The organism is Pseudomonas sp. D47 (assembly GCF_045447305.1).
Lineage (GTDB): Bacteria > Pseudomonadota > Gammaproteobacteria > Pseudomonadales > Pseudomonadaceae > Aquipseudomonas.
Genome location: NZ_JBJGXU010000060.1, coordinates 1 through 20,030 on the forward strand (window position 1 = coordinate 1; position 20,030 = coordinate 20,030).

Genomic DNA, 20,030 nt, shown 5'->3' on the forward strand with positions numbered 1-20,030 from the left:
AAAGCAGGGCAGAAGCACAGCAAAAGCACGGCAGTGCACTCTCTGCCTGATGTACTGAGATCCCAATGTGGGAGCGGGCTTGCTCGCGAAGGCGGTGGGTCAGCCAGCTCATGTGTAACTGCCCCACCGCCTTCGCGAGCAAGCCAGCTCCCACATTGACCGTACCCACATTAGGTCTTGTGGTGTGTCAGCTGACCTTCAACACCAACTTCCCAAAGTTCTCGCCGTTGAACAGCTTCATCAACGTTTCCGGGAACGTCTCCAGACCCTCGACGATATCTTCCTTGCTCTTGAGCTTGCCCTGCGCCATCCAGCCGGCCATTTCCTGCCCGGCTGCGGCAAAGTTCGCCGCGTGGTCCATCACCACAAACCCCTCCATCCGCGCGCGATTGACCAGCAATGACAAGTAATTGGCTGGGCCTTTAACCGCTTCTTTATTGTTGTACTGGCTGATCGCACCGCAGATCACTACCCGCGCCTTCAACGCGAGACGGCTGAGCACGGCGTCGAGAATGTCGCCGCCGACGTTATCGAAATACACGTCCACGCCTTTGGGGCATTCGCGCTTGAGGGCGGCAGGCACGTCTTCGCTTTTGTAGTCGATGGCCGCGTCAAAGCCCAATTCATCCACCAGGAACTTGCACTTGTCGGCGCCGCCGGCAATGCCCACCACGCGGCAACCTTTGATCTTGGCAATTTGCCCGGCAATGCTGCCCACCGCGCCGGCGGCGCCAGAGATCACTACGGTTTCGCTGGCCTTGGGCGCGCCGGTGTCGAGCAGGGCGAAGTAAGCCGTCATGCCGGTCATGCCGAGGGCAGACAGGTAGCGCGGCAGCGGTGCGAGTGTCGGGTCGACCTTATAGAAGCCACGTGGCTCGCCGAGGAAATAATCCTGCACCCCCAGCGCACCGTTTACATAGTCGCCGACCGCAAATTTCGGGGTGTTGGAGGCAATCACCTTGCCCACGCCCAGCGCACGCATCACTTCACCAATGCCGACGGGCGGAATATAGGATTTGCCCTCGTTCATCCAACCGCGCATCGCCGGGTCCAGGGACAGGTATTCATTATGTACCAGCACTTGCCCTTCTCCAGGCGTGCCCACCGGCACTTCCTGGTAGGTGAAGGTCTCCCGCGTGGCCGCGCCGACCGGGCGTTTGGCAAGCAGGAACTGGCGGTTGGTCTGGGCAGTCATGGCAAGGACTCGTTGGAAATGGACCTTAAGTGATAGACCTGCAATGGCCTGAGGGCAAGGTTATGCGAGGGGCGCGAATGCCCGCCGATAGGCCTGGCTGATAGTGGCGCGGGGCGCCTTATCACTGCCATTCATGCAGCGCTCACTGGCCTTCTGATAGTGCTGACGCACCGGTGCTGGCGTTGGCTAGACTCGCGCCACGGCTATTTCTTGCATAGGACATCCCCCATGAGCATGACGTTTTCCGGCCAGGTCGCCCTGGTAACCGGCGCCGCCGCCGGTATTGGCCGCGCCACCGCGCTGGCGTTCGCCGCAGAAGGCTTGAAAGTAGTGGTTGCCGACCTGGACGTGGCAGGCGGCGAGGGCACGGTTGCGCAGATCTTGCAGGCCGGGGGCGAGGCGCTGTTTGTACGCTGCAATGTCACGCAGGAAGCGGACGTGCAGCAGTTGATGGCACAGACGGTTGCCGCCTATGGTCGCCTGGACTATGCCTTCAACAACGCTGGGATCGAGATCGAAAAGGGCAAGCTGGCCGACGGCAGCCTGGATGAGTTCGACGCCATCATGGGGGTTAACGTCAAAGGTGTGTGGCTGTGCATGAAGTATCAGTTGCCGCTGCTGCTGGCCCAGGGCGGCGGGGCGATCGTCAACACCGCCTCGGTGGCGGGGTTGGGGGCGGCGCCGAAGATGAGCATTTATGCTGCGTCCAAACACGCCGTGATCGGCCTGACCAAATCGGCGGCCATTGAGTACGCGAAGAAGAAAATCCGTGTGAATGCGGTGTGCCCGGCGGTGATCGACACGGATATGTTCCGCCGTGCCTATGAAGCCGACCCGCGCAAGGCCGAGTTTGCCGCGGCCATGCACCCGGTCGGGCGCATTGGCAAGGTCGAGGAAATCGCCAGCGCCGTGCTGTACCTGTGCAGCGACGGTGCCGCGTTCACCACAGGCCAGGCGCTGGCAGTGGACGGGGGCGCAACCGCGATCTAAGACACCACGCCACTCCTTATTCGAAAAGGGTAGGGAGCGCTGTGGGGCGTTTCCATGGCTGGCACAAGGCCTCGTCAGAATGTGTATAAGTAGGTAAATAACTCAATAAAATCAATACTTTAATAAAAGTTTGCGACCGGCGGGGTCAGGCTTCTGTGCTTAACTGTTTGGGGTTGAATAACAGACAGTTGAAGTGAGTGGCTCATGGATTTAGGCATCGATCGACAAGCCCTTGTACCGGTAGTGCAGCAAATCGTCAGCGCGGTGGCGCAATGGATTCGCACGAGCGGGGCGAGCCCTGGCACACGTTTGCCATCCATCCGGCAATTGGCCCTCGACAACCTGCTCAGCCAATCCAATGTGATCGAGGCGTTCGAGCGAATGGTGGCTCAGGGTCTGTTGGTGTCAAAACAGGGCTCGGGATATGTGGTGGCCCAGCCGCCGCTGTGCGTTGAAAGCCACTGGTATGAAGGTGCGGAGCTCGGCTGGGGCGCCTATGTGGATGGCCCGTTGGGCGAGTTGAAGTTGGGTTGCGGCTGGTTGCCGGACACCTGGCGTGAAAGCGATGACATTTGTTACGCCATACGCGAAATCAGCCGAACCGACACCGCCGGCCTGTTCAACTACAGCACACCGCTGGGGCTGCCGGCGTTACGTGAGCAACTGCTCAAACGGCTGACCCAGAGGAAGGTGGTCACCCGTCTTGATTGCATCCTCACCACCCACGGCGCCAGCCACGCTCAGGACCTATTGATACGCACGCTACTCAAGTCTGGCGACACGGTGGTGGTCGAGACCCCGGGCTATGCCAACCTCTATCGTCAGTTGGAGCGCCACGGGGTCACGCTGCTGGAGGTCCCGCGTACCGTGGGTGGCCCGGACATCCGGGTGCTGGAAACGCTGCTGCAAAGCCACCGGCCCAAGTGCCTGTTCATCAATTGCCTGTATCACAACCCCACCGGCACCAGCTTGTGTCGCGGAGTGGCCGAGCGCCTGTTGGAGTTGGCGCACAGCGAAGACTTCCTGATTGTTGAAGAGGACGTCTACGGCGATTTGCAGCACGCCAGTTGCACACGACTGTCCGCGCTGCCACATGAGGGGCGGGTGATCTATATTTCGAGTTTTTCCAAAACCCTCAGCAGTGCCTTGCGGGTGGGGTATCTCAGCGCCAGTGCGGCGATTATCACGCAACTGGCTACGCTCAAGACGCTGACAGGCATCGGCACCTCGCGGTTTGCCGAAGCGGTGGTCACCACGCTGTTGACCAACGGCACCTACCGCAAGTGGGTGCAGCGCCTGCGTAAGCGCTTGAACACGCAGATGGCTGCGACCTTGCAGGTGCTGGAAGACGAGGAGTGGGAGGTGTTTGCCGTGCCCGCCGGGGGCATGTTTGTGTGGGCTCGGCCTGGCGTGGGCGACCGCTCCCGGTTGCAGGCGTGCGCGCGGCGGCTGTGCATTTTGTTGTCGCCCGGCGCGCTGTTCAGCCCCAAGGGCGAACACAGTGACTGGCTGCGTATCAATGTGGCCTATGCTGCTGATCAGCGGGCGTTGGCATTGTTCCGTGCCATGGGTCCTGCCAGATCGACCTCGACCATTCTGAAAACGACGAACATGTAGCTTTTTGCCATTATTGTGGCGTCAGCGTCTTGTGCAGGTAGCCCGTCGTTGCGAATCTCGCAACATGGAAACCTGGCTTGATGGCATCCGCCATTGCAAGAGGATTCAACTGCAATGATTTCGGCCGTGCAACGACGTTTCGCCAACCTCGGTATGGCGAAAAAACTGGGCTTGGGCTTCACCTTGGTGCTGCTGCTGACGGCGTTGGTGGCGGCCATTGGCGTGTGGTCCCTGCAAACCGTTGGCCAGCGTTTTGAGGGTCTCAAGGCGATGTCTTCGCTTAACAGTGGCCTGCTGAAAGTGCGTCTGATTGAGCAGGACTATGCGCTGCACGCCGACCCCAAGGCCGTCGAGGCCCTGCACGAGAGCGTCGACGCTTTGGCCGCCCTGGCCGCCAGCCTCAAAACCCAATCTGCAGCCAATGTGCCGGTCATGAGCGAAGTCGAGCAGGCGCTGGCCGCGTACCGCAAGGCGTTCGATGAATTTGTCGAGCTGACCCAGACCAAGGACCTGGCCCTGGAAATGGCCAGTTGGTCGGTGTCCAGCGTGGCCAATAACCTTGACGTGCTGCAGGCGGGCCTGGCCGACGATGGCGCCTATGGCCTCAAGGAAAGCCAGGGCAAGGACGGCGCCGAGTTTATCGAGCAGGCGGGGCAGGTCGGCCAGGTGTCGCGGTTGATGTTGCAAGCGATGAACGAAGCGCAGGTACGCCTGGACCAGAGTCGCAAGGCTGATGCAGACAACGCCGAGCAGGGCAAGATTGAGCAGGCCGACCAGGCCTTGGCTCAGGTCGAGCAGCTGAAAACCTCGGTCAAGGATGCGGGTTACCAGACCGTGCTCAACGAAGTGTCCGGGCATATCGCCGCGTTCAGCGAAAAACTCGGCGAGTACACCGGGCTGCTGGCCCAGGAAAAAGTCGTCTACAAGCAATTGCACGACCGCGCCGACCAAGTGGTCAGCCGGGTCAACCAGGCGTATGACGCTGAAGACCAGTCGATGCAGGCGCAATTGAAGAAAAGCGCGCTGCTGATCATCGGCTCGTCAGCCTTGGCGCTGTTGGTGGGTTTGATCGCGGCGTGGGTGATCACACGCCTGATCGTGGCGCCGCTGCGCAGTGTGATCGCCGTGGCCCAGCAGATTGCTGCCGGTGACCTGAGCGGGCGCATGGAAGTCAGCCGCCGTGATGAGATCGGCCAGTTGATGCAGGCGATGCAACAGATGGGCAGCGGCCTGAGCCAGATGGTCAGCGGGTTGCAGGCGGGCATCGAACAACTGGCGAGTTCGGCGCATTCACTCTCCAGCGTCACCGAGCAGACCAACGTCGAAGTCAGCAGCCAGAAGGAAGAGACCGAGCAGGTCGCCACGGCGATGAACCAGATGACCGCCACGGTGCATGACGTGGCGCGCAACGCCGAAGAGGCCGCGCAAGCCGCGCAGACCGCCGATGACAAGGTCGACAGCGGCCAGCAGGTGGTGCGTCAGAGCCTGCAGCGGATTGAATTGCTCGCGACCTCCAGCAGCAGTGCCAGCGCCAGTATCGAAAGCCTCAGCGCGGAAATCCAGAACATCGGCACCGTGCTGAGCGTGATCAAGAGCGTGGCCGAACAGACCAACTTGCTGGCCCTCAACGCAGCGATCGAAGCCGCCCGCGCCGGCGAGCAAGGTCGAGGGTTTGCGGTGGTGGCCGATGAGGTGCGGGCGCTGGCCAAGCGCACGCAGCAATCGACCGAGGAAATCGAGCGGCTGGTGAGTACGTTGCGCAGCGCGGCACAGTCGTCGGTGCAGCAGATCCAGCAGAGTGGCGAACTGGTGAAGCTGGCGGTCAGTGATGCGCTGGAAACCGAGAGCGCGTTGGGCAGCATCGCGGCCGCGGTGTCATTGATCCAGCAGATGAACCAGCAGATTGCCGCGGCAGCCGAGGAGCAAAGCTCGGTGGCCGAAGAAATCAACCGCAGCGTCACCTGTATTCGGGCGAGCGCCGATCAATCGGCGTTGAGCATGCAGGGCAATGCCGCCTCGAGTATCCAGCTGGCGCAATTGGGCGCGGAGCTCAAGGGCATGGTCGGGCACTTCCGCCTTTGATCGCAGCGTGCCCGCCGCGACCAAGGGGCAGGGGAGCGATCAGGCGTGGTTGGCGAGGAAGGTCAACAGCGCTTCATTGACGAAGTCTGGGTTTTCCCGCGAGGCGATATGCCCCGCGTCCGGAATCAGCGTCAGGCTGCAGCCAATCAGTTCGGCCATTTCCTGGGATTCGGCGGGGGGCCGAGGCTTGTCCTGCTCGCCGCACATCACCCAGGTGGTGTCGGCGTCCAGGCGGGGCAGTTGGTCCAGAATGCTCGCGCGGCTGAAGATCAAGCGGCCCAAGGGCACGATGCTGTGCAACAGGCGTTCCTTGGGGAAGTCTTGCAGCGCCTGGCGATAACCTTGGTACAGCGCTGATTCGCGGTCGATGCCCGGGCGGAAGAAGATCGGTGCGATCACATCCAGCAACGGCGCAGGGATCGCACCGGCGTCTTCGATCATCTTGAACAGCGAGAAGTAGTACTGGCGTGTGGCCTCGGGTTCGGCACCAAGGTAGGTGTCCATCATTACCAGGCTGTTGATGCGCTCCGGTGCCAGTAGCGCCAGCCGCGCGCCCCACATGCCGCCAACAGACAGGCCGACCAGGTTGATTTGCGCGATGTCGAGCTGATCCAGCAACGCCAGGGTTTGGCGCGCGAGGTCATCCAGGGACTGAGTTTGCGCCGGCAGCGGGCCGGACTCACCGTGGCCCCACAGCTCGGGAACGATTACGCGGTACTGTTGCGACAGGGCTTCAATTTGCGGGGCCCACATGTCGCGGTCCCACAGGTAACTTGAACCCAGCAGGACGACCGGGCCGGTGCCCTGGTCGACATAGTGCAGCGGTTGTCCATCAATCACGGCAACAGGCATAGCAGGCCTCTAACTTCACGGAGTGAGGGCCACTTTTTTACGCTAGTCGGGGGCGGGGGGATAGGTGCAAAGTGATGGCATGTTGTGGCAAGGCGTTTGTCTGTAGCGAATGAATAAGTGATGGCGAGCAGGCGTTCTGTGGCGAGCGGGCTTGCCCCGCGTTGGGGCGCGAAGCGGCCCCCGTAAGGTACCTGCGTTTTTCCAGGTAAACCGCAGTGACAGGTTTCAGGGCTGCTGCGCAGCCCAACGCGGGGCAAGCCCGCTCGCCACGACACGCCCGTTTACTTCAGCGAGGCGGCCTCTACAACAAGCCCGGTCTGCCACAGCCCATCTGATCAGTCGTAGATGGCTTTCTTTTTCCATTCGGCGTCGGCGTCGACGGCTTTCAGGCCTTCGGTCAATTCATTGACTTCGTCGTCAGCCGGCTGGTTGTTGGTCAGCACCGTGGAGTTGGCGCGGACCAGTTGGCTTTCCAGCAGTTGCAATTGCGCACTGTAGAGCACCGGCTCCGGCTGTTTGCGCAAGTACTGTACGCCGCGCTCGAATGCCAGGCGCGCCTGGCCAGGCTGGCCTTGTTGCAGAGCGTGCTGACCGAGGTTGTTGAAGAACTCGATGTGCAGCAGCACCAGAATATGGCGAATTTCCTTGATCCAGTGCTTGGCTTCGTTGGTCGGCAGAAAACCGTCCTGGGCGGCACGCGTGACTTGGCCGTGCAGGGCTTCAAGCAGAAAACGCACGTCCTTGGCCTTGGCTTCGGTCTGGATCGGCGCGGGTGGGTTGGCTACCGGAATCGATTCGCCTTGGCCGATCAGTGCGTTCAATTCAGCGATACGCGCCTTGAGCGCCGCGCTGGACTTGTTGAGGTTCAACAGGCGCTGGTTGACGTTGAGTTCCAGGCGGGTCAACAACAGTTTGAGCTTCGGGGTCATCAACTGGCCGGGGAATGTCTCGGTGATTTCACCGCAACGACGCAGCCGATCGTTAAGCTCGATCACGGTACGTTGCTTTTCCAGTTTGTTGTTTTCCACCACGTGGTTCATGTAGCCAATGGCGATCAGTATTACGATCCCGGCTATTACCAGCAGGGTGATCATGAGTGGTGTCACCGGTGTGACCTCTTTATAGGGTTTGCTGTGGAGTGTAGTGACTGTGCCATCCGGCGGATAGGTCTGTTCGACCAGTTGCCCAGGTAGTTTCTTCTATATAGGTAAGCATTTAGCGCATGGATGCACATTGCCACCATTTGCCGGGGCGAACTATAGCGCCTTGTCGGACGCCAGAATATAGGCGTCAAAGCCTGGACAGGCACACTGCCCGCAAAGGCCTGGAAAGCACGGCGAAGTCATTGATTTAAATAAATTTATCCTTGGGGGTTGACGACCTTTCAATCCATCCATAGAATGCGCGCCACTTACAGCGTAAAGCACACAGCGAAACGCAGTAGGGAGTGAATGTTGTACGTGTGTCCCCTTCGTCTAGTGGCCTAGGACACCGCCCTTTCACGGCGGTAACAGGGGTTCGAGTCCCCTAGGGGACGCCATATGCGGGAATAGCTCAGTTGGTAGAGCACGACCTTGCCAAGGTCGGGGTCGCGAGTTCGAGTCTCGTTTCCCGCTCCAATTTTTAAGCAGTGTTGCCCTCGGGTGGCATTGAGTGAAACCAGGGTCAAGTCTTCGGATGAGGCCTCTGGGCACTGAAATACACACCATGTGTTTCAGTAGCGTGTCCCCTTCGTCTAGTGGCCTAGGACACCGCCCTTTCACGGCGGTAACAGGGGTTCGAGTCCCCTAGGGGACGCCATTTGCGGGAATAGCTCAGTTGGTAGAGCACGACCTTGCCAAGGTCGGGGTCGCGAGTTCGAGTCTCGTTTCCCGCTCCATATTTAACGAAAACGCCGATCAGCAATGATCGGCGTTTTTGTTTGTGCTGCTTTTTTATCCGCGAAGCGCATCAGGCGTGCAAGGTTGGTTGTGAAGCGTGGAGGGCTGGCGTGACTGCGACATACGGGGTTGTATGGCTATGCCACATGACAGGCTGGTAGGCGGGCACCGTCATATCGCACGTATGAGTGTTATTTTTCCTATCGCATGAAGTAGGGAATTGTTGAGGGTTATGTAGGAGCTGTTTCCTCACCCTTAGGCGTGACCCCGTTGGCACGGGGTAAAGCATTGAAACGACAGGTGCAGGACATCTTTAGTCGAGAAACCCAGCTCGTTTGTCGCCTGTGTGGAGTGGTAATTATCTCCTGTGCGAATTATCAGCAGGGAGGCTGTGAATCAAGCATTCAGAGTTGTTCCTCCTTCCTATTCCACGGTAGTCAAGCCAATGATTTCTACTCAATACCCTAGGACGTTTATTCAGAATGCCCTTGATAACGTGCCGAAAACGCCTGCTCTGGCAAAGCCTGAAGAAGCCGCAAAACCATCGCAGGCTGGCAAGTCTCAACAAGAGGCGGGCAGTGCCGCCCGAGGGGCGAGCCGGCGGACGGTAGCGGGGCCAGAATCACAGGCAATGCCGCAACTTGAACAACAAGCATCGGCGCCCGAGGGCAAGCCGGCGCGCGCCCCACTGTCATTGCGCGAGCATGCAATAACGCGCCTGAAGCGCTCTTTTGCAGATTCGGATCAAACCCTGACCTTGCCCGGTACCGTGAGCGATATCGATACCGTCAAGCCCCCGGCGTTGACCCAGGCGCAAATCGCAGGTGACAGCGAGCTTGCGCAAATCTTCAGCCCAATGTTGACGCGGGTCGTAGGCCTTTCACAGAAGACTCCTGAGATTGTAGGTGAGCTGCCAAAAGACGCGACGTTCACTTCTTGGTGGGGGCACTTTTACGACACGTTCCAAAGCCCTGACTATAAGGAATGGGCCAAGAACATTGGGCTGGATACCTCTACGGTGGTCTACTCGCCCAAAGACGGCAGCCTCAGTGGGCAGGTCAATGGCCAGCAAAAGAGTTTCCAGCCCGGTGATGACTCCGGCTGGACACAAGTGGCGGCTCCCATCTGGGCCGCCAGTGAAATCGTTGCCCCGCATACCACCGCCATCAGCACTGACAGCACGTTCAAGCGCGATGCAGCCCCCTTCGAAGCGATTGCTGACTTTTATGGCGAGCCGCTCGATGTCACACCGCAAGTGGCGCGAACACGGGCTGATCAGATTTTTCAAAGCAAAGCATTTGCACCCCTCGACCCCAATGATCCATCCAGGCAACCCGCTGATCGCACCCCGCACAGCCTCAAGCTCCATCACCATGCACTCACCCGGTATCGCGCTGAATATGCTGCGCGAAAAACGGGTGACGGTATGTTGGCCATCCACTATGCGGATGGGCTGCGCAGCACGCCTGCCGATACGCAGATAGCGTTGCCGCAGACGTCTGAGCTCAAGGCCTGGTGGCAGCACTTTTACACGGCCTTCCAAGACCCGGCCTATGTCGATTGGGCACAACAAAAAGGCTTTGATCGAAGCTCGGCCGTTTTTTCCGCGGTGGACGGCAGCCTCAGTGGGCTGGTTAATGGCAAGCTGACAAGCTTCACCCAACACGATGATTCAGGCTGGGCCAAAGTCTGCGCATTTATCTGGGACGCCGCGAAGGTTGTAGCCCCCGGTGTTGATGCCATACGCACCGGTTCTACGTTCAATAGCAACGCTGCTCCCCCTGAAATCATTGCCGCCTTTTATGGTGAGCGGCACAACCTGTCCCCGCAAGACGCTCTGAACCGCGCGGCTGAGTTAAGTCGCACTGGAACATTTACGCCGCTTGCGGCGAGTAGCACCCCAGGACGGCTGGCTGCTCGCTCCCAGGTGGCGTTAGAGGCTCAGCAGGGCGCACTCACTGCCCATCAGCAGCATTATGCTAAACAGCAGGCAACGGCAGCAGGCGACATCGAGCTCGCGGGCTACTACCGCACTGATTTGCTGTCTGCGCGGGCCGGACACTACCGTGCCAGCGTCTATACGTCGGGCATTCCCCAAGCATCCAGCTTCGGCCAAGCCTGGCATCATTTCTACAACACGCTCCAAAGCCAGGACTATCTCGATTGGGCGAACAAGACTGGTATTGACCCTTCCACGGTGACCGTCTTCCCTCAAGATGGCGGCCTCTCTGCGAGGAAAAATGGCGAATTAATACGATTTACCCAAACTGATAATTCCGGCTGGGCTCAGGTGTCCGGGCCTATATGGAAAGCTGCGATAACCGTCGCGCCTCAAATCCAGGCTCTGAGCGCCAAGCCTCCCTTCAGTGCCGATACGGCGCCCTTTGAAGTCATTGCCGACTTCTATGGTGAGCAACACGACATTACCCCAAGCCAAGCTAACGCCCGGGCTGCACAAATCGGCACCCCCCCGACGTTCGTCCCGCTTGATCCCAATGACCCATTGCGGCCGCCTGCCCTGAGGAGCCTGGCGGGGATTGAACAGCAGCGCCAGGAGCTCCTCGAGTCTCGTCAACACTATGGCGTGCAGGCCGCCGCCGACAGCGAGTTAGCCGTTCGTTATGGAGCAATGCTGAAGTATGCACGAGCAGGTGAAACGCCTCTTGAAGCCCAGATAGCGGACATTTCCCCCAACTCAGAGTTTGGTCGCTGGTGGCAGCAACTATATGCCGCGTTCCAGGCCCCGGAATATGTGGACTGGGCTAAGAGAAACGGTATCGAAATGGCTACGGCGAGTTTCTCTCCCAAAGACGGAACACTCTCGGCCAACGTCAATGGGAAACTCACGACGTTCACTCAAGCGCAAAACCCCGAATGGGCCTACATCTCGCAGCCTATATGGGCTGCCGCAAAGGTTGCCGCACCCAAGGCGTCCGCGATCCACACGGATAAGGCGTTTAAGCCCAACAGTGTGCCGTTTGCGCGCGTGGGCGAGTTCTATGGAGAAAACCCTGAGCTCACTGGGGCGGCGGCCATGGCTCGCGCTACAGCACTCGCCGCCAGCAAAAGTTTTACAGACGACGATCTCGACAACCCTTTGCGGCGGCCGATGGACCGCACCCAGGCCGCTTTGCAAGCCCAGCAGTTGGCGCTGCTGGACCGTTATGACGACGACATGGCACGCAAAGCGGGTGACAGCGAGCTGGCCGTTTCGTATGCCAACGGGCTCTTGACGGGGCTGACAGGGGTTGCCAGGAGGGACATCTCTGTGCCTGTGCCTGCCGGATCTACCTTCGGACAATGGTGGCGCCACTTCAATGACGCGCTCCAAAGCCCGGATTTTCTCGCCTGGGTAAAAGAGAACCGTTTGGACCCGACCCAGCTGACCTTTGACCCTGAAAAGGCGCAGCTAGTGGCCAAGGTTGACGGCAAAGAGGTGACGTTCTCCCAGCATGACCGTTCAGGCTGGGCGCAGGTCTCGGGGCCGATACTTCATGTGGGTAAGCTGTTGTTAGGGCGACACCGAAAACTCATAGACCTGACCCAACTCGATAAAAAAAATGCGCCTCTTTTGGTCGTTGAGCAGTTCTATGGCGAACGTTCGCTTTTGCGCGCCCCAGCAATCCAGCAGCGTGCTTTAGAGCTGCAAGCACGCAAAGCGTTTGACGCGCCGGTGCAATTTGTTGCGCGTTCATCGCAAGCGCTGGGCACCCAACGACAAACGCTCGCCGATGCCGCCGATAAACACCACCTTCTTGTAGCGTTGCGTGCCGTGTATGAGGAGGCAAAGAAAGACCTGAAGATCGACATTTCAGCCCGTTTAAAAGACACGGATATGGAGGTTGAACCCGACTCCTCGTTCAGCAACTACAACGACATGGGCCTGGAGGATCAAACCAGCCTGCATGGTTTCCTTTCCAACAGTGGCGTGTCTGTGCCGACAAATCTGGCGCAATTGGCGAACATGATCGCCGTACTCGACAACCCATTGCCGGCCCCTCCTGCAAACGGCAACTTCTGGGGCCTGATGTCGCGCTCGCAACCGCTAAGTAACCTGCAGAAAACAGGTATCCAAGACATCAGCCGCTTAGAGACCCAGGCTCTGGGGGCCAAGGAAGGTGGGCTGTTCAATGCGTTTGCCCAGAAGAACAGCGGCCTTATTACCCCCATAGACCCGCAGTCGCGACCAGGCCAGTCCAATCCGGAGGCAATGCTTGCACGTTTAGTCGCAAGCCCAGAGGCCCAGGCATTAGGCCAAAAACTGGAAGCCTCGCTTAACGATGTTTCCCCTGCGAGTAGCGTCAATGAGCGGGTGCTGGCTGCTTTGGTGCTTGACCTTGACCCCGGCGCCGGCACAAAGCGCAATCACGTGGCGGGATTTGATCTGGCAAGCAGTGCCAACTGGGGGCATACACCCGCCACCATTTTCCAGCGCCTGGTGGACCACTTGGTAACCCACAAAAAAATCCAGCGCGAGATAGCACCGGCTGCAGCGAATTTACTGCTGGCAGGCGCCGCGCCAGAGTTCCTCCTAAAAGGACTTCCTGGCGACTTGCGATACGGCTCCCATACCTGGGCCAGCCTGAGCGCCGCTGTTTCCCGCATAGAGCAGGATAGCCCGGGGGCAAGCCGCAGAATGACCTTCGAGCAGGTCATGATTTACGGCAATACCGCGTCGGTTACACCGGAGTCGGCGCTCGCCGAGGGCAAGGCGCAAGAGAATGCTGCTGTCGACTGGGCTGTCACTAAAGGGGTTATTGAAAAAAATGACACCGGGCTTTACTCCGCCGCACAGGCCACAACTGCAGTAGACGCTTTTAATAAGGTGATAGAAGAGTCGAGTAAACACGCCGATGCTTTCACTAAACCTATTCCGTCGCAGCAGGAGACGGCCTTACGGATTCTGAAACAAACGTATGGCCGTCAATATGATTACACCACACCCGTTGCGCGCATCACGACCCAAGAGGCGGACGATAGCCAACTTCACTCTGCGGTGGACCTCTACATAGAAGATAAGCTGGGCTCGGTACAAAAAACCGGCCAAGGTGTGGGGGTTGAAATTGGTCACGGTCAGTATATTTCTAATGCAACAGCGTCGCCTAAAGCAAAGGTGGAGTTTGATAAAGAATTCGATAAGTATCGAAACAATGCGCTGGCTGCACTGAAGTATTCCATCGAGCAAACCATTTCAACGCTTCCGCTGGAAGAACAAAAAAGGCTGCAAACCAACAAGATTGATATCTATGCGCTGCATCAAGTAGACCCGCAGAGTCCACCCGCTTTCGTAGAGGGCAAGCAATCCGATTCGCCTGCACGACTGGGCGTGATTATAAAAGTCCATGGCAAAACTGTGCGAGATAACGCTACGCTCTATGAATATTTCCCTTTGCGAGGCGTGTTTCGAAAGCGCGATGACATCGATAATAACTTTCCTTATATCAACACGCCCCGCCGGCAAGATGAGACCTTTGGGGCAGGGGCCTTTCGTGATCTCACCGACGGTATTCCGTTAAATATTGATTACAGCGCCTACAGCGTTGGCAGTCAGCCGCAAGACGGAAAGATATCGCATAATATTCGTATTGAGCCGATTGTATCCGGAAAACCCGTCAGCGTTAGTCAAACCAAGCAAGCGATGGCTAACTATATCTCTCGTTCAATAGGCGATTTTGTATTCGATAAAAAATTCTGGCGCGCAGAGAGCAGTGTTGAAACCGAGCGAAAGGCTATCGTTGCCCGATTGGAATGGATGAGAAAGGCCTATATTCCCGGCATGAATACGTTTGAGGAGTTCAAACAGAACGGCAACACCGGCGCGGCCCAGTTCTCATTGGTGACGGATATTTTTGGTTTTGCCTTTCCTGTGGGCAGAGGGGGCGTTCAGGCCGCGAAACTGACCGGCCGTTTGGGAAGTAAACTGTTCAATGGCTCTAAAACCGTGGCCAAGAGCGCAGTAAATGGTTTGAAGCCTGCCACGGGCTTCAGCAATCTAATGATGCGCGCCCCAAGAGGAATATCGTCAGGTGTCAACTCAGTCCGGACGACGGTTATCAATCCTCGTGCCGCCGCCACCGCCAATACGGCTTCTACCCAAGTACCTCCAAGGGTCAACACTGTTTCAAACTTTACGCCGGTGATCGATGGGTCATTACTGACATTTGAAAATACGACGAAGAGTGGTTTGACTCGGCTGAATATTGTCTTGCACGGAGAAAATATCCCGCTCTACAAACGCGTCCTGGGTATCTATGATACGCCGGTGTCCGGGGTGATCAACGGTCAGCCAGCTAAGCCAATGGATCTATTAAGGGAGTTGCACAAAGCCGGCATTAACCCTGCGGATAAAACAAAATATGATAAGGTCAGGCTCCTGATGTGTAACTCCGGGAATGGGGGGAGAGGTGGGATCTCTTTTGCTGAAAATTTTAATCACCTCATTGGGGATAGGCCCCTAAAAGCATTCAAAGGAACCGTAGGCGCCTCCACACGTTACGCCCCTGAAGGGTTTGTGCAAGCGGTGAAGGACTTGGAGATCGAGGCTATAAAGCGAGGCTTTAACCCTGCGCTTGCGCGCACGGCCGCTATTGCAAGCTATAATCGAGGAATAGTACTGTTGAGGGTTCAAAAAACAAATCCATTCAGCCTGAATCCACGCAGTCCTGATTACAATCGGACTAAGTATTTAACGTTTGTCTACAAGCCGGTGCATTATTAATGTGGTAATGGCATTGATTTTCGGTTTTAGGCTGCTTCCAAGTAACACAGTGGCACGCCTTGGAGGTCCTGTGTTACTGACCTTCTAATCAACTATAATCGCTCTGTTTAACGATAACGCCGATCCGTGATGATCGGCGTTTTTGTTCAGGCTGCTTTTTTATCCAGCGCAACCACCCTCGGTGTAAGCGCTGTGGCTAAATGCGTAGGAATAGTCTGTAATAATTGTTGGGTAGCTGTTTACCTGTCCCGCTGTCTCTACTCTGGCCTGCCCATTCTCCTCGTTCACTTCAGAGAACTCCCAGATGCTGCAACTCGATGTCTATTCAACCCTGGTCGCCGCCTCCCTGGTGCTGCTGCTGGGGCGCTGGCTGGTGGCTCACATCGGCTTTTTACGCGCCTACAGCATTCCGGAGCCGGTCGCCGGTGGTTTATTAGTTGCCGCGTTGCTGGTGGCGCTGCGTGCACTGGCGGGTATCGAAGTTCGCTTCGACCCTTCATTGCAAGCCCCGTTAATGTTGGCGTTTTTCGCCACCATTGGCCTGAATGCGGACTTTGCCAGCCTTAAGAAAGGTGGTCGGGTACTGGGCGTTTTCCTACTGGTCGTGACAGCGCTTTTAGTGGTGCAAAACGCCATGGGCATCGCCTTGGCCAAAGCGTTGGGGCTCGACCCGTTGATGGGCTTGCTCGCCGGTTCGATCACGTTGTCGGGCGGGCACGGCACTGGCGCGGCGTGGGGCGCGGTGTTTAGTGAGAAGTATGGCGTGGCCTCCGCGTCTGAGCTGGCCATCGCGTCAGCGACTTTTGGCCTGGTGTTGGGTGGTTTGATTGGCGGCCCGGTTGCGCGCCTGCTCATCAAGCGTGTGCAGGTACCTGGCGCTGAACAATCGCAACCGCGCCTGCCCAAAGGCTTTGAACAGCCCAATCAGGAGCGCATGATCACCGCGTTCTCGTTTATCGAGACACTGGCCCTGCTGGCGATCAGCCTGCAAGTCGGCACCTTCCTGAGTGGTTTTATCCAAGGCACCGCCTTCGAGTTGCCGACCTTTGTGTGCGTGTTGTTCGTCGGTGTGGTGTTGCGCAACGGCTTGTCGGCACTGGGCTGGCACCAAGTGTTCGAGCGTGAAGTCTCGCTGCTGGGCAATGTCAGCCTGTCGTTGTTCCTGGCAATGGCCTTGATGTCGCTCAAGCTCTGGGATTTGGCGGCCCTCGCGTTGCCGATTGTGATCTTGTTGGCGGCGCAGGCGTTGTTGATGGCCCTGTTCGCAATCTTCGTGACATTCCGGGTCATGGGCAGCAACTACGATGCGGCGGTATTGGCGGCGGGGCACTGCGGTTTTGGGCTGGGCGCCACGCCCACCGCGATTGCCAACATGCAGGCGGTGACGCAACGCTTCGGCCCCTCGCCAATTGCCTTTCTGGTGGTGCCGATGGTGGGGGCGTTCTTCATCGATATCACCAATGCGGTAGTGATCAAGTTGTACTTGGCGCTGCCTTTTTTGGGCGCGGCGGGCTAAGCCTGCCTCTACAGCCGTACCGTGCTCTTCTGTGCGCCGCCGGTCGCTGTGGCGCAACCGGCCGGGCCCGCGCTGACAGCAACGACATCAACGTGACTCATCATGTGGCCGCCAAGCGGCACTGTCCTGGCGAATAAGCACAGCGTCCTGGCTCATATACAGCTCAATGTCCTGTTCTATTTCCACGTGGCGAAGCGTGAAGTCGTGCGCGGGTGTGGTGATCGCGCCGTGTTTGTACAGCCTGTAGTAATGCACCTCGCCCTCCAGTCGCAAGCCAGCCTCTTGCTGAGCAACCTGGAAAGCTTCGTCTGGTAATTGCACTTGGTAAAACGACAGCAGCGGCCAGCGTTTTCTCTGCTCTTTGTCTGATCCGGCGCCGACGGCCTGATAAGCACGTCGCATCCCAAGCACTCTCTGGTGGTACTGCTCGGTGCTGGTCTGCCCGGTGATGGCCAGCGACAACTGGCCATCCAATGCAGCTTGTGTGTAGTCGCTGTACTCATAGGCTCGATACTGCACCCGCGTGCGACCCTCCCATTCAATCAAGCTGGGGCCAGCGCGGCCATCCCAGGCGGGGTTGCCGCGCAGGCCGATTTCGTCATCTGTCAGCGGAATGACCGTGGCAGACACACTGCGCGGTTCAAACGTGCGAGTGGAGTCAGGCGCCACGCCCGGCCAGTACGAGCCCAACGCCGCACAGATGCGTGCATCTTCAGTAAATGGGCTGGCTAGCTGATAACCGCACAACATGTTGGTAAACGGGGCGTCCACCAGGCCTCGGCCCACTTCCCAGCCCGGCCCGAAGACGCCGCTGGCGAAGTCCGGCAGCCAGGACTGGCGTTGTGCACGTTGTACCGGCAGGGTCGGGCCTGGCGCGGTGGAGGACTGCAGGTGCGAAACGATCGCGGTGACGCCGCGGTCTTCTGGGGAGAAGTAACCACCGGTCAGGGATTGGTTGATGAAAAAACGCACGTCGGACAGTGGGTTGACCCGTGTATGCCAGACCTCCGGGCAGGGCGGTGTAGGGCAAGGGAATACCTCGGGCGCGCTGGACCATTGCTTGAGCTCCCGTTGCCCGCACAGCGGAAAAAAATCCGGTGCGCCGATGATGGAATAGGCGGCGATGCTCGCCAGTTCCAGCGCGGGGCAGTGCGCACGTACCCAGCCATCGGCCATTGCATCCTGATAATGCAGGGCGCGGTAGCCGCCGGCTTTGACAATGGAGTCGACATCCTGCCGTTCGTTGAGGTCCTCGATCGAACCGTCGTCACGCAGGTGATGGCGCCCATGCACCAAGCTACCGGTGTTCGGGGGCATCATGAAGGACAACGGGCGGTCTTGGTAATACGCCAGTTCCACCAGCGCCTCCTTGGCGTCGGGCACCAGCAGGCCCGGCGCGAACTCATCGACATTCGCCCAATGACATAGGCCCTCGGTAATCACGAAAGGTGCGTTGAGAATGTCAGGCTCTTGCCAGCCGGTATTGCGAAAACGCCTGTGGATCTGGCCGATTTTTTCATTGATCTGATGGTTTTGCAGCTGCACGGTCAGGTCTATGCCGGCCAGGCACTCATCGCCATTGAACACTTTGTGCAGGGGCACCCAGAATTCCAGGTCCTCGTCGACGGGTTGCGCATTCATCGGGCCAAACCGCAGCGGCTGGCCGGTTTGCCGGGCAGCGATGAACGCGCCGTAGCGCGCCGGAATGACCCGCATCTGCGTGAGCTGGCCCTCGACAAAGGGCAAAAAGCCGCGTTGCTGCGGGTTATACAGCGCGGGTGCGGTACCGACCCTCGCGATCCCGGTGCGGGAAAAGCACAGGTCTGCCTGGCGCCCATGCACGGTTTCAGCGTGGGGCCGGTATTCATAGGCGAACACTGCAATCGCCAACTGAGCGTCGCCGGCCAGTTGCTGCAAAGCCTCCAGGCTTGGGGGGTTGGCGCCGTAGACATAATTGAGCAGGTGTTCGATTTCAGCCGGGGTGGGGAAGGCGGTGAGCGTTTCACCTGTGGTCCCGGTGATTACATTGGGTGAGGCAAATGCATGGAACAGCAAGCTGTCAGCTGGGCGCCCCGGCTCGATGCCGCGTGTTCCAGCCGCCGAAAAGTCCTCAAAACCTGGCTGTGTGCGATTAATCTGCAGGGGTTTGGCAAGTTCTTCGCGCAGGGTGGTCGAGGTGATGTCCAGGCCATGGCGCAGCAACAGATCACGCCATCCGGCAGAGGCCAAGCGGGTGCAAGCGCGTTCGACAGCGTTGATCAAAGACATCGCGATTCCTCCGACAGAGATCAGAGGAAAGGGTACGCAAAGGGGTTAAGCGTGGTAACTGACCGAACGGCTAGGTCCTGCGCCTAGTTCAGCGCGTGAATATCCTGTTTGGGCATGAAGAAACGCGCAAACAGTTCGGACTGGGACTTGATGTTCAATTTGTTGTAGATGTTGCGCCGGTGCACCTTGACGGTTTCTGTCGACAGGAACAGTTTGCCGGCGATCTCTTTGTTAGAAAAACCACTGAGCAGTAATTTGAGTACGTCCTTTTCCCGCGTGGTGATCTGTGTGCCCAGCTGAATAATTGCTTCGGACCAGAGCGGTGGTTCATTGAGGTTTTTTTCGACGTCGATTTCAAAGCACATGCGTTGATGCATCAGCGCCATGACCCAAGGCTTGATGATATCCAGGGTGGTGACCTGCTCCGGGCTGAAGCGCACGTTGCTGCCAAATGAAATGCACAGCGTTCTGTCCGCGTCGAGTTGCACGTTGTATTGCACCTCGTCCACGGAGACATACTGGGCGAAATACTGGTGGTAATACTCGGTGGTCAGAAAGTGCTCGGGCGCTATATCCGACAAATGAAAAAAGCCACTCTGCGGGTTTTCACGGTTGGCAATGTAAAACGGGTCGAGCAGGTACAGCCCTTTCACATAGCGCTCGGTCAGTGCGTCCACTTCCTGCGCATCGGCCACTTCGGTCACGCAGATGACGTTGACCTGTTGATCGCGGAACACCAACACCACCCAGTTATCGATCTGCACATATTCCTTTAACACGCGAACCAGAGAGCTCCAGAAGGCTGGACGGTTCAGCTCCATGATCAACTTGCCGGCGGATCGATGCCAGGCCAGGTTGTGCAGGTCGAATGACATGTTCTACCCCTTTAGGGTTAGGGATTTGTAGGCCCGA

The 20,030-nt window shown here is 58.2% G+C and carries 10 protein-coding genes, 4 tRNA genes and 1 pseudogene; 10 read left to right on the forward strand and 5 right to left on the reverse strand.

The window, feature by feature from the left end; genetic code table 11:
• Window positions 1-187 precede the first annotated feature (187 nt).
• Window positions 188-1,195: an NADP-dependent oxidoreductase gene (locus tag ACI77I_RS26105; protein WP_406999089.1), complete on the reverse strand. Its 1,008-nt coding sequence runs from the start codon at window positions 1,193-1,195 to the stop codon at window positions 188-190.
• A gap of 228 nt (window positions 1,196-1,423) precedes the next feature.
• On the opposite strand from ACI77I_RS26105, the gene ACI77I_RS26110 reads away from it, so the two are divergent.
• From ACI77I_RS26110 to ACI77I_RS26125, 4 genes and pseudogenes are all read left to right on the forward strand, one after another.
• The gene (locus tag ACI77I_RS26110; RefSeq protein WP_094952713.1) at window positions 1,424-2,185 is read left to right on the forward strand and encodes an SDR family oxidoreductase; all 762 of its coding nucleotides are present in this window, start codon (window positions 1,424-1,426) and stop codon (window positions 2,183-2,185) included.
• 204 nt (window positions 2,186-2,389) lie between these two features.
• On the forward strand, window positions 2,390-3,802 hold the full coding sequence (locus tag ACI77I_RS26115; RefSeq protein ID WP_094952714.1) for a PLP-dependent aminotransferase family protein: 1,413 nt from the start codon (window positions 2,390-2,392) through the stop codon (window positions 3,800-3,802).
• A gap of 996 nt (window positions 3,803-4,798) precedes the next feature.
• Window positions 4,799-5,023: pseudogene (locus ACI77I_RS26120) on the forward strand (HAMP domain-containing protein); the annotation flags it as partial.
• Window positions 5,024-5,041: 18 nt separating this feature from the next.
• Complete coding sequence (locus ACI77I_RS26125) at window positions 5,042-5,884, forward strand: methyl-accepting chemotaxis protein (RefSeq protein WP_371917707.1); 843 nt, start codon at window positions 5,042-5,044, stop codon at window positions 5,882-5,884.
• 39 nt (window positions 5,885-5,923) lie between these two features.
• Here the strand turns inward: ACI77I_RS26125 and ACI77I_RS26130 are convergent, their stop codons facing one another.
• On the reverse strand, window positions 5,924-6,736 hold the full coding sequence (locus ACI77I_RS26130) for an alpha/beta fold hydrolase (protein ID WP_406999091.1): 813 nt from the start codon (window positions 6,734-6,736) through the stop codon (window positions 5,924-5,926).
• Window positions 6,737-7,071: 335 nt separating this feature from the next.
• Window positions 7,072-7,830, reverse strand: coding sequence for a hypothetical protein (locus ACI77I_RS26135; RefSeq protein WP_094952717.1), 759 nt, complete (start codon window positions 7,828-7,830; stop codon window positions 7,072-7,074).
• Between the two features lie 370 nt (window positions 7,831-8,200).
• Between ACI77I_RS26135 and ACI77I_RS26140 the strand changes: the two genes are divergently transcribed.
• The 6 genes from ACI77I_RS26140 to gltS all read left to right on the forward strand — a co-directional run bounded on the left by ACI77I_RS26140 (window position 8,201) and on the right by gltS (window position 16,850).
• Window positions 8,201-8,276 (forward strand) — tRNA-Glu (locus ACI77I_RS26140).
• A gap of 3 nt (window positions 8,277-8,279) precedes the next feature.
• Window positions 8,280-8,355 (forward strand) — tRNA-Gly (locus tag ACI77I_RS26145).
• A gap of 105 nt (window positions 8,356-8,460) precedes the next feature.
• A tRNA-Glu gene (locus ACI77I_RS26150) sits at window positions 8,461-8,536 on the forward strand.
• 3 nt (window positions 8,537-8,539) lie between these two features.
• Window positions 8,540-8,615, forward strand: a tRNA-Gly gene (locus ACI77I_RS26155).
• 392 nt (window positions 8,616-9,007) lie between these two features.
• Window positions 9,008-15,334: a hypothetical protein gene (locus tag ACI77I_RS26160; RefSeq protein ID WP_406999093.1), complete on the forward strand. Its 6,327-nt coding sequence runs from the start codon at window positions 9,008-9,010 to the stop codon at window positions 15,332-15,334.
• Between the two features lie 304 nt (window positions 15,335-15,638).
• Complete coding sequence (gltS, locus tag ACI77I_RS26165; protein WP_094952720.1) at window positions 15,639-16,850, forward strand: sodium/glutamate symporter; 1,212 nt, start codon at window positions 15,639-15,641, stop codon at window positions 16,848-16,850.
• Between the two features lie 87 nt (window positions 16,851-16,937).
• Here gltS and ACI77I_RS26170 read toward each other — a convergent pair whose 3' ends face one another.
• Both ACI77I_RS26170 and ACI77I_RS26175 read right to left on the reverse strand, forming a co-directional pair.
• Window positions 16,938-19,118 carry a hypothetical protein gene (locus ACI77I_RS26170; RefSeq protein ID WP_406999095.1) on the reverse strand — a complete coding sequence of 727 codons (2,181 nt, stop codon included), beginning with the start codon at window positions 19,116-19,118 and terminating at the stop codon, window positions 16,938-16,940.
• Between the two features lie 83 nt (window positions 19,119-19,201).
• Window positions 19,202-19,993 (reverse strand): response regulator transcription factor, encoded by a 792-nt coding sequence (locus ACI77I_RS26175; RefSeq protein WP_406999096.1) that lies wholly within the window; start codon window positions 19,991-19,993, stop codon window positions 19,202-19,204.
• Window positions 19,994-20,030: the final 37 nt, after the last annotated feature.